Raw genomic sequence first — 10,488 nt, 5'->3', positions numbered from 1 at the left:
GGCTTCCGCAGGTCCCGGTACCAGGGGCTGTCCACCCCGGCGGAGGCCGCGGTGCCGGCCGCGGCGGCCGCCCCCGTCTGCGCGCTGGTCTTGAGCAGGTTCGTCCAGAACATGGGTCAGTCCTTCGTCTCGGTGGTGTCCGGGTCCTCGGCGGCGTGCCGCCTCCCGACGGCGTCCCGGGGGCCGGTGCGGTCCGGTGGGCCGGCGGCGTCCCCGTCCGGACGGGTGCCGCCGGAGGCGTCCGCCCGCTGCCGGGCCCAGGTGCCCAGGATCCCGGCGACCACCGCCCCGGCGTGGCCGGCGGCCATGTCGCCCATGGTGTCCAGGTAGCCCACGTTCACCTGGGGGTCCACGAGGTAGTAGCCGGCGAACTCGAGGTACTCCCACACGAGGGCCAGTGCCGCGCCCAGGGAGCTGACCAGGACCACGTGGGAGACCGGGCCGGGGGACGAGAGCCGGGACCAGCGCTCGAGGGCGTGGAACGTCAGCTCGGCCAGCACCGCGGTGGCCGCGAAGTGGACGACCAGGTCCCAGTGGTCGTACCTCTCGTAGAGCAGGAACACGGAGCTCCAGGCCGCGACCAGCAGCGTCAGGTCCGTGGTGATCTCCAGGGCCGCGGGCAGCCGGGCCCGCCACGTGATGGTGATGGCCAGGCACACGAGCATCATCACGGAGGCGCCCACGGCGTCGAAGAACAGTGCGGTGAGCAGCACGGAGAGCGGGCCGAGCCACCGCACCGCCAGGGCGAGCCGGCTCATGCGCGGCCCCCCGGCAGCCGGTGCCCCAGGCGCGCCTGCCACCGCTCCCACGGGCGCTCGTCGGCCCAGTTGAGCCGGATCGTCCGGAAGGCGCGCGCCAGCCGGCGGACGGCGGGGCGCCCGCCCCGCAGCGCCCGCGGGGACATGCCCACGGACAGGCCGGGCCGGAAGAGGATCCGGTGCGCCGGGTCCAGCCGGAAGCTGAGGTCGAAGTCGTCGTGCAGCTCCGGGTCGTGCCGGTGGACGCCGTCCCGGACCTCGAGCCACCAGGAGCGGCGCATCGCCATGTTGGTGCCGAACAGGGGAGGGTGGGCCAGCGCGGCGGCCGTGCTGAGCACGTACAGGCCGATGTAGAGCGCGGAGAGCAGCCGGTCGAGGCCGGGCGGCAGGCCGTGGAAGCGGCCCGGGCCGGCCACGGCGACCACGTCCGGGCGGGACGCGAGGGCCGCGAGCAGCCCGGCGATCCACTCCGGGCCGGGGACGGTGTCCGCGTCGCAGCGCACCACCACCTCCCCCCGGGCGGCGTCGTAGCCGGCGGCCGCGGCGGGCGGGATGCCCGGCGCGGGCTCGAACACCACGCGGGCCCCGGCGGCGCGGGCCACGTCCGCGGTGCCGTCGATCGAGGCGTTGTCCACCACCACGACCTCGTCCGGCGGCCGGGTCTGCGCGGCGAGCAGCCGCAGGCAGCGCGCGAGGTGCACGGCGTCGTCCCGGGCCGGCACGACCACGGACACCGTGGGGGCACCGGGCGCCCCCGGGGGCGGGAGGTCCGGTCCGGTCGGGTCTCTGCTCTCCGTCATGGCCCCATTCTCTCGCGCCCGCGCCCTAGAATCGGCACATGCAGTCCGACGAGGGCACGATCAGCACGTCCGGCGCCGCGGCGCCGGGCGGCAGCGCGCACCGGGGGCGGCGCGGATTCGACGTGCTCTTCCTGCTGCAGCAGTTCAGCACCGAGGCCGAGCGGTACGCGGACCAGGTCCGCCGCCGCTTCGGGCTGGCGCACAAGGACGTCCACGCCCTCAACGAGGTCATGCAGGCCAACCGCGCCGGCCGCCCGATCCGCGCCGGGGACATCGCCCGCCGGCTCGTGCTCAGCGGCTCGGCGACCACCACGGTGATCAAGCGCCTGGTCGCCGCGGGGCACCTGGTGCGCGCGGTCGACCCCCGCGACCGGCGGGAGGTCAGCCTGCAGGCCACCGAGCACGCCTACCGCTCCGGCCGCCAGATGTTCTCGGCCATGGGCGAGGAGGTCCTGGCGGTGCTCGACGACTGCACCGACGAGGAGATCGACGTCCTGCGGCGGCGCCTGCCCGAGCTCACCGAGGCGGTCCGCCGGGCCGGCCACCGGGCGGGGGAGGGCGCGCCCGAGGACGGGGCGGCGACCGGGGGGAACCCGCCCGCGGCGGCTCCGGAGGGTTCTGGGGCGGCTCCGCGCACGGCGTGACACGGACAATTGATTCGATTTTCGAAGGACTGTGGTGGAATGGGGGAATGGTGACGGTCTTCTCGCGCGAATCGGCCTTCTCGAGCGCTCGTCCGGGCACCGGGACGCGGACCGGGCACGGTGGGGGGCGAGAGCCTGCCCGGGTGCCCGTCCTGGAGGAGTTCCTCGCCGAGGCCACCGGCCGCGCCGAGGCCGTGGACCCCGGCTTCGCCCGGCTGTGGGGCGAGGTCGCTCGGCTCAGCTCCGGCGGCAAGCAGATCCGTCCGCACCTCGTGCGGCTCACGGCCGGCGCCTATCCCGCGCCCGAGCCGGACCCCGTGGTCGAGTCCGTCGGGGCGGCGTTCGAGCTGCTGCACACCGCCCTCATCGTGCACGACGACGTCATCGACCAGGACGAGCTGCGCCGGCACCAGCCCACCATCAACGCCGCCGCGGCCTCCCGGGCGTTCGCGTCCGGCTCCGGGCCGGACCAGGCGCGCCAGTACGGCGCGAGCGTGGGCGTCATCGCCGGGGACCTCGCCCTGGCCGGCGCGTACCGGCTCGTGGCCCGCTCCGGGCTCTCGCCCGAGCGGCTGCCCCGGGTCCTCGACCTGCTCGACGCCGCCCTGTTCTCCTCGGCCGCGGGCGAGCTGCTCGACGTCGACCACACCCTGCCCGGGGCCCGTCCCGGCCGCGAGCAGATCCTCGCGGCCACGTGCCTGAAGACCGCGGTCTACTCCTTCGAGACCCCCCTGCAGGCCGGGGGAGTGCTCGGCGGGGCCCCCGACCGGGACGTGGAGGTGCTCGGGCGCCTCGGCCGCACCGTGGGCACCGCCTACCAGCTCGTGGACGACCTGCTCGGCGTCTTCGGCGACCCGGAGGCCACGGGCAAGTCCGCGGTCAGCGACCTGCGGGAGGGCAAGCGGACCATGCTCGTGGCCGCAGCCCAGCGCACGCCCGCCGGCGAGGAGCTCGACGCGATCCTGGGCCGCCACGAGATCAGCAGCGAGCACGCCCTGCGCGCCCGCGACCTGCTCGAGCAGTGCGGGGCGCGGCAGGAGGTCGAGGACATGGTCGCCGGGTGCGCGGCCGAGGCCCGTGCCCTGCTCGACGCCGCGGGCCTGCCCGCCGCCCTCGAGGAGGACCTGCGCCGCATCGTGGCCGGGGCCACGGAGCGCATCCGGTGACCGCCGCCCAGCACACCGGGTCACCGGCCGAGGCCGCCGCCCGGTACGACGACACCGCCCAGCAGGCCGCCGCGACCGTCATCCGCCGCTACTCCACGTCCTTCGGCCTCGCCTGCCGGCTGCTGGGCCCGGAGATCCGCCCGCACGTCTACGCCGTCTACGCCCTGGTGCGGATCGCCGACGAGATCGTCGACGGCGCCAGCGCCGGCGCCGGCGTCCCGCCCCGGGGCTCGCGGGAGCTGCTGGACGGCCTCGAGGACGAGACGTACGCGGCGATCGGGCGCGGCTTCAGCAGCAACCTCGTGGTGCACGCCTTCGCCCGCACCGCGCGCCACGCGGGGATCGGCCCCGACCTCGTGCGCCCGTTCTTCGCGTCCATGCGCGCCGACCTCAGCGAGGACCGGCACAGCGCCGCCTCCCTCGACGAGTACGTGTACGGCTCGGCCGAGGTCGTGGGGCTGATGTGCCTGCAGGTCTTCCTGGCCGGCCGCACCGTGCCCGAGCGGCGCCGCGCGCAGCTCGTGGCGGGGGCCCGCCGCCTGGGCGCGGCGTTCCAGAAGGTCAACTTCCTGCGCGACCTGGCCGAGGACTACGGGGAGCTCGGCCGCGTGTACTTCCCCGGCGTGGAGCCGGGGGAGTTCTCCGAGACCGAGAAGAACCGCCTCCTCGACGACATCGACGCCGACCTCGCGGCCGCCCGCGCGGTCGTCGACGACCTCCCCGGGTCCTCCCGCGCCGCCGTCCTCGCCGCCCACGACCTGTTCCGGGAGCTGTCCGTGCGGATCCGCGCCACCCCTGCCCGGGAGCTGCTGAGCTCCCGCATCCGCGTGCCGAACCCCCGCAAGGCCGCGCTCGCCGCGGCCGCCGTGGTCAGGGCGCGCACCCGCCGCCGCCCCACCGGGCCCCGGGGGCGGCACGCCGTGGTGGTGGGGGCCGGGATCGCCGGGCTCGCCGCCGCGGGCCTGCTCGCGAAGGACGGCTGGGACGTGACCGTCCTGGAGCGCGGGAGCACGACGGGCGGGCGCGCCGGACGGCTCGAGCGGGACGGCTTCCGCTTCGACACCGGGCCCTCCTGGTACCTCATGCCGGAGGTCTTCGACCACTTCTTCCGGCTCATGGGCTCCAGCGCCGCCCAGGAGCTCGAGCTGCTCCGCCTGGACCCCGCCTACCGGGTCTGGGGCGAGCGCTACGAGCAGCCCATCGACATCCGCTCGGACCTCGAGGACACCGTGGCGCTGTTCGAGTCCGTGGAGCCCGGGGCGGGCGAGCGGATCCGGGCGTACCTGGCCTCCGCGAAGCGGACCTACCAGCTGGCCGTCGACCACTTCCTCTACACCTCCTACGCCTCGTTCACGCCGCTGCTCACCCGGCCGGTCGTGCGGGGCCTGCCCGAGCTCGCCCGGCACCTCACCGGCTCGCTGCACGACTTCGCCGCCGGCACCGTGCAGGACACGCGGCTGCGTCAGGTGCTCGGCTACCCGGCCGTCTTCCTGGCCAGCGCGCCCCGGATGACGCCGTCGCTGTACCACCTCATGAGCCACATGGACCTCACGGACTCCGTCCAGTACCCGCAGGGCGGGTTCCGCCGGGTCGTCGAGGCCGTCGAGCGGCTCGCCGTCGCCCACGGGGCACGGATCCGGACGGGCGCGGACGTGGTGCGGATCAGCACCTCCCCGGCCGCCGACGGCCCCGTCCGGGCCACCGGCGTCGTGTGGCGGGACGCGGACGGGGCGGAGCACGAGCTGGCGGCGGACGTCGTCGTCTCGGCCGCGGACCTGCACCACACCGAGACCGCGCTGCTCCCGCGCGAGCTGCAGAGCTACCCGCAGCGGTACTGGGACCGGCGCCAGACCGGCCCCGGCGCGGTGCTCGTGATGCTCGGGGTCCGCGGGGAGCTGCCCGAGCTCCCGCACCACAGCCTGTTCTTCAGCGAGGACTGGGACACGAACTTCCGGGCGATCTTCGAGGAGCCCACGAGCGTCCCGGACCCCGCGTCCGTCTACGTCTGCAAGCCCTCGGCGACCGACCCCGGCGTGGCCCCGGACGGGCACGAGAACCTCTTCGTGCTGATCCCGGTCCCCGCCGACCCCGCGCTGGGCGCGGGCGGACCGGACGGCACCGGCTCCCCGCGGGTCGAGGCCGTCGCGGACCGGGTGATCGACCAGGTCGCGGCGTGGGCCGGTGTGCCGGACCTGCGGGAGCGCGTGGTGGTGCGCCACACCGTGGGCCCCGAGGACTTCCGGCGGGACTTCAACTCCTGGCGCGGCAACGTGCTCGGTCCCGCCCACGTGCTCAAGCAGTCCGCGTTCTTCCGGGGCGCCAACCGCAGCCGGAAGGTCGCCGGCCTGCACTACTGCGGGGCCTCGACGATCCCCGGCATCGGCCTGCCGATGTGCCTGATCAGCGCGGAGATCCTGCTCAAGGACCTGCGCGGGGACACCTCCACCGGACCGCTGGCAGAACCCCTGGTGCCGCGCGGATGAGCTTCGTGTACCTCGGCTTCCTGCTCCTCAGCCTGGCCGGGATGGTGCTCCTCGACGTGCGGGAGCGGCTGTTCTTCGCCCAGGACCCCCGCCGGGCGGCCCTCGTACTGCTCGCGGGCCTGGTGTTCTTCCTCGCCTGGGACGTCGCCGGGATCAGCCTCGGGATCTTCCTGCACAGCCGCAGCGCGTGGGCGACCGGCTGGATGGTCGCCCCGCAGATCCCCGTCGAGGAGGTCGTGTTCCTCGTGTTCCTCTGCTACCTGACGATGAACCTCGTCCGGCTCACGGAGAAGGCGCTGGCGCGCCGCTCCGCCGCGGCCGGTCCGGCCCGCGGAGGAGCGGACGCCCCGTGACCTACGCCCTCGTGATCCCCGTCTTCCTCGCGCTCGCCCTGACCCCGGCCACCCTGCTGGTCCGCCGGCCCTCCCCGGCTCCGCCGCGGCGCCGGGCCCTGGCCGTGCTCGGGATCTCCTTCGCCGTGCTCGCGCTGCTGACGGTCGTGTTCGACAACCTCATGATCGCCGCCGGGTTCTTCGACTACGGGGCCGGGCACATCACGGAGCTGCGGATCGGCCTCGTGCCGGTCGAGGACTTCGCGTACCCGCTCGCCGCGCTGCTGCTGCTGCCCTCGCTGTGGTGGGGGCTGGCCGAGCGCGGCCGGCTCACCGCCACCGTGCGCACCCTCGTGGCCACCTCCCGGCCGGTCTCCTGGGTCAACACCGCCTACCCCTTCGCGGCGGCCTACGTCCTGACCACGGGCCGGGTGGACCTGCCCCTGGTGGTGGGGACGCTGTTCTTCCTCTTCCCGTACAACCTCCTGATGTACGGCATCAACGACGTCTTCGACTACGAGTCCGACCTCCGCAACCCCCGCAAGGGCGGTGTCGAGGGCGCGCTCGTGGACCGCTCGGAGCACCGGTCGGTCCTCGTGGGCTCGGTGCTGACGGCGCTGCCGTTCCTGGCGTACCTGTTCCTGGCGGGCGGGGCCGCCGCGGCGGGGGTGCTCGGGGTCAGCCTGTTCGCGGTGGCGGCCTACAGCCTGAAGGGGCTGCGCTTCAAGGAGGTCCCGTTCCTGGACTCGGCGACCTCCGCCACCCACTTCGTGTCCCCGGCGGTCTACGGCCTCGTGCTCGCCGGCGCGGACTGGTCGGGGGGACTCGTGGCCCTGTGCGCCGGGTTCTTCCTGTGGTCGATGGCCTCGCAGGCGTTCGGGGCCGTGCAGGACGTCCAGGCGGACCGGGAGGGCGGGCTGCGCTCGATCGCCACCGTCCTGGGCGCCCGCCCCACGGTGTGGGCCGCCGCGGCCCTCTACCTCGCCGCCGGGGTGCTCCTGCTGCTCGCCCCCTGGCCCGGGCCGGTCGGGTCCCTCCTGGTGCTGCCCTATCTCGCCAACCTCGTGCCGTTCCTGACCATCACGGACGCCGGCTGCGAGCGTGCCAACCGGGGCTGGCGGCGGTTCCTGTGGCTGAACTACCTCACCGGGTTCCTCGCGACGCTGCTGCTGCTCTGGGCGTGGGAGCTCGCCCGCTGACCGGCCGCCCGGCCCGGGGCGGGGACCTGCCGGGGGCTCCGGCCCTACCCGAGGCGCTTCAGCAGCTTGTCGGTCGAGATCATGGCGCCGCCCAGCACCGCGGGCAGCCCGCCGCCCGGGTGCACGGAGGCGCCCACCCGCCACAGCCACGGCCGCAGCGGACTCGTGTGGGCCGGGGCGTGGAACGGGCCGCTGCGCCACGCGGGACGCACGGCGCCGTAGAGCGCCCCTCCTGCCGAGCCGTGCGCGGCGAAGTACGCGGGGTCCAGGATCTCCGCGCTCCGGAAGCGGTCCGTGATCGGCCCGGGCAGCCCGAGCACCCGCGCCGTGCGCTCGAGCTCGCGCGCGACGAACGGGTCCTCGAGGGTGTAGGACTTCCCGTTGGCCGGCGCGGTCAGCAGCAGGGCGAGCGTGGCCGCGCTGTTGGGGTGGCCCGCGTGCGCCGGATAGTGGTTGGCGAAGGCCATGGTCTGCTCGGGCTCGGTCCCGGCCTCCAGGTCGGCGTAGAGGTCGGCGGGCCGGTCGGGCATGATCACCCCGTGCCGGGGCGTCCCCTCGGGCAGCTCGTGGTCGAGCACGGCGTAGACCGCGATCGCCGAGCAGCTGAGCCGGCGCGGGGCCCGGGGCGCGCGCCCGGCGAGCAGCCCGTCCAGCCGGTGGGCGTCGAGCCCGCTGACGACGGCGTCGGCCGGGTACGCGCCCCGGGCGGTCAGGACGCGCCGGCGGGCGACGGAGGTCACCGGCTCCCCGGTGCGGAGCTCGACCCCGGCGTCCACGGCGAGGCGCCGGAGCGCCTCGACGAGCTCGTAGACCCCACCCCGGGGGATCCAGACGCCGTCGCGCGCCATGACGGCGGGCATGCTCGCGTACAGGGCCGGGGTCCGTGCCGGGCCGACACCGGCGTTGAGGGTGTGGATGGCGATGACCTCGCGCAGGCCCTCCGGCATCCAGGTGAGGCTGTCGAGGTAGTCGCGGGTCGTGAGCCGGCGCCCGTACAGCGTCCCGAGCCGGCCCAGCGCGGGATAGGCCGCCCGGTCCAGCACGTCGGTGGTCAGCAGCCGGGTGATGTCCGGGCCGAGCACGCCGTGCTCGGCCTCGAATCGGGTCCAGGCCGCGTGCCAGGGGTGCCCGGGCGGGACGGGCAGCTCGCACCGGGTGCCGCGGTAGTAGTACGTGCCGACCGCGGGCAGGCGCTCCAGCTCCAGCCCGGCGGTCTCCTCGGCCCTCGGCGCTCCGGCTCCCGCGGTGCCGGCGTCCCGCAGCCGGTCCAGGCGGCGGAGGAGCTCCTCCCACACCCCCGGGAAGGTGAAGAGGGACGGTCCGGTGTCCAGGCGCTGCCCCTCGGCCTCGAGCCGGCGGCTCTTGCCGCCGAGGTGGTCGGCGGCCTCGAGGAGGGTGACGCGGTGACCGGCGTGGCCGAGCAGCACGGCCGAGGTCAGCCCCCCGATCCCCCCGCCGACGACGACGACGCGGCTCACGGGTACAGCCCGAAGAACAGCGCCACCGTCAGCTGCACGCCGGCCACGGCGCCGGCGACGTAGGGGAACGCGATCGAGTACCGGTACAACCGGTGCCCGGTCCCCGGCCTCGGGTCCCGCAGGAGGGAGACCACGAGCCACCCGGCGATGAGCGCGTTGACCGCGGCCACCGGGAGGCTGACCAGCGCGAAGCCCAGCGTGGACACGGCCCACCAGCCGCCGCTCCACAGGGCCGTCCCGCGCGCGCCCAGCCGGACCGCCGTCGTCGTGATGGCCACCGCGCGGTCCTCCTCGATGTCCTGGACGGCGTCGAACGCGTGCTTGGCCACGCTCCAGGCCATCAGGCCGAGGGCCGCGGGCCACACGGGGGCCGTCCCGAGCGCGTGGGCGACGAAGACCAGCGGCAGCGCGTAGGCGGCGTTGCTCAGGGAGTCGAGGTATGCCCGGGCCTTGAAGCGCAGGGGAGGGGCCGAGTAGAACACGAAGACCAGGACGTACAGCGCGATCCAGCCCAGCGCGGCCGGGGGCAGGGTCACGGCGAACCAGACGACGAACGGCACATTGGTGACGAGCACCGCGGTCAGGATCGTGCGCACCTCCTCGGACCGGATGAGGGCTCCCTCGAGCGAGCCCTTGCGGGGGTTGAGGGCGTCGGTGTCCTGGTCGAAGACGTCGTTGACGCCGTAGATCAGCAGGTTGAAGGGGAGGGTGAGCCACAGCAGCAGCGGCAGCGCCTCCCACTGCCAGAGCGAGCCCGCCAGCCACATGCCCACCACGCCGGTGCCCAGGGCGTTGATCCAGAGCACCGGTCGCGAGATGTGCACGATCCGCTGGAGCGCGGGGGCGAATCCGGCCTGGGGCACGGCGGCGGACCTCCTCGGACGTCGGGTGACCCGGGGGTCCGGGTGCACCCCACACTACGTCGGTTCCGGGGCCGGTGCGGCGGCGGGCCCCGGCGGTCCCGGGGTGCTCCGCCGGTCCGTTCGTGCGCCGTCCCGCCGCGGGGCAGACTGTGGGGGTGCGCATGATGCTGCTGACCTCCGGAACCCGCGGCGACGTGGAGCCCTTCGCGGCCCTGGCCCGGCACGCCGCCGCACAGGGCCACCGGGTCCGGCTGGGGGTGCCGGAGAACTCCGGGGTGGACCTGGCCGGGATCGACACCGTCGGCCTGGACGTGGACTTCCACCGGCTGATGGACGCCCCCGGGGCCTCGCCGCGGGCGGCGGTGCACCACGTCCGCGCGGAGGTCCGCCCCGGGATGCGGCGGATGTTCTCCGCGGCGGTGCGCGAGACCCTGGCGTTCGACCCGGACCTGGTTCTGCACCACCCGCTGATCCTCAGCGCGCCGGCCGTGGCCGACGCCCTCGGCGTCCCCCGCGCGCTCGCCGAGTTCGTGCCCGTGGCGACGCCCACCCGGGAGTTCTCCGCACCGGGCGGGCCCACGGTCTCGAAGGACCTCGGGCGGTTCAACCGGGCGACCTACGCGGTGCCCCGCGGCGGCGCCCGGCTGTTCCGCCGGGACGTCGAGCACGCGTGCCGGCAGCTGCCCGGCGGCCGGGCGCCCCGGCACCCCGCACCCTCCCGCGCCACGCTGATGGGGATCAGCCCGCAGCTGCTGCCCCGGCCCG

At 75.3% G+C, this 10,488-nt stretch carries 10 protein-coding genes; 6 read left to right on the top strand and 4 right to left on the bottom strand.

Annotated features, from left to right (window positions below):
- Positions 1–116: 116 nt before the first annotated feature.
- Both CRM73_RS16285 and CRM73_RS16280 read right to left on the bottom strand, forming a co-directional pair.
- Positions 117–758: a hypothetical protein gene (locus CRM73_RS16285; RefSeq protein ID WP_229588499.1), complete on the bottom strand. Its 642-nt coding sequence runs from the start codon at positions 756–758 to the stop codon at positions 117–119.
- Positions 755–1,558 carry a glycosyltransferase family A protein gene (locus CRM73_RS16280; protein WP_229588497.1) on the bottom strand — a complete coding sequence of 268 codons (804 nt, stop codon included), beginning with the start codon at positions 1,556–1,558 and terminating at the stop codon, positions 755–757. Before CRM73_RS16280 ends, CRM73_RS16285 begins: the two co-directional genes overlap by 4 nt.
- A gap of 38 nt (positions 1,559–1,596) precedes the next feature.
- On the opposite strand from CRM73_RS16280, the gene CRM73_RS16275 reads away from it, so the two are divergent.
- From CRM73_RS16275 to CRM73_RS16255, 5 genes are all read left to right on the top strand, one after another.
- Entirely contained in the window at positions 1,597–2,202 is a 606-nt protein-coding gene (locus CRM73_RS16275) for a MarR family transcriptional regulator (RefSeq protein WP_229588495.1), read from the top strand.
- A 143-nt stretch (positions 2,203–2,345) separates the two neighbouring features.
- Positions 2,346–3,368 (top strand): polyprenyl synthetase family protein, encoded by a 1,023-nt coding sequence (locus CRM73_RS16270; RefSeq protein ID WP_229588493.1) that lies wholly within the window; start codon positions 2,346–2,348, stop codon positions 3,366–3,368.
- Positions 3,365–5,851 (top strand): phytoene desaturase family protein, encoded by a 2,487-nt coding sequence (crtI, locus tag CRM73_RS16265; RefSeq protein ID WP_229588491.1) that lies wholly within the window; start codon positions 3,365–3,367, stop codon positions 5,849–5,851. Before CRM73_RS16270 ends, crtI begins: the two co-directional genes overlap by 4 nt.
- The gene (locus CRM73_RS16260; RefSeq protein ID WP_017834831.1) at positions 5,848–6,204 is read left to right on the top strand and encodes a lycopene cyclase domain-containing protein; all 357 of its coding nucleotides are present in this window, start codon (positions 5,848–5,850) and stop codon (positions 6,202–6,204) included. The genes crtI and CRM73_RS16260 overlap by 4 nt, the downstream gene beginning before the upstream one ends.
- Complete coding sequence (locus CRM73_RS16255; RefSeq protein ID WP_229588489.1) at positions 6,201–7,382, top strand: prenyltransferase; 1,182 nt, start codon at positions 6,201–6,203, stop codon at positions 7,380–7,382. Before CRM73_RS16260 ends, CRM73_RS16255 begins: the two co-directional genes overlap by 4 nt.
- A 44-nt stretch (positions 7,383–7,426) precedes the next feature.
- On the opposite strand, the gene CRM73_RS16250 is transcribed toward CRM73_RS16255, so the two are convergent.
- Together CRM73_RS16250 and CRM73_RS16245 are read right to left on the bottom strand one after the other, a co-directional pair.
- Positions 7,427–8,860: an NAD(P)/FAD-dependent oxidoreductase gene (locus CRM73_RS16250; RefSeq protein ID WP_109243072.1), complete on the bottom strand. Its 1,434-nt coding sequence runs from the start codon at positions 8,858–8,860 to the stop codon at positions 7,427–7,429.
- A complete protein-coding gene (locus CRM73_RS16245; RefSeq protein WP_229588487.1) occupies positions 8,857–9,723 on the bottom strand; it encodes a UbiA family prenyltransferase in 867 nt (288 codons plus the stop codon). The genes CRM73_RS16250 and CRM73_RS16245 overlap by 4 nt, the downstream gene beginning before the upstream one ends.
- 161 nt (positions 9,724–9,884) lie before the next feature.
- On the opposite strand from CRM73_RS16245, the gene CRM73_RS16240 reads away from it, so the two are divergent.
- Positions 9,885–10,488 (top strand): glycosyltransferase (locus tag CRM73_RS16240; protein ID WP_229588501.1); only part of this gene is annotated, 604 nt, incomplete at its 3' end.

Source organism: Kocuria sp. CCUG 69068, from assembly GCF_020833785.1.
Taxonomy (GTDB): Bacteria; Actinomycetota; Actinomycetes; order Actinomycetales; family Micrococcaceae; genus Kocuria; species Kocuria rosea.
The sequence above is the reverse complement of the archived record's forward strand: the minus strand, read 5'-3'. Positions and strand labels throughout refer to the sequence as shown.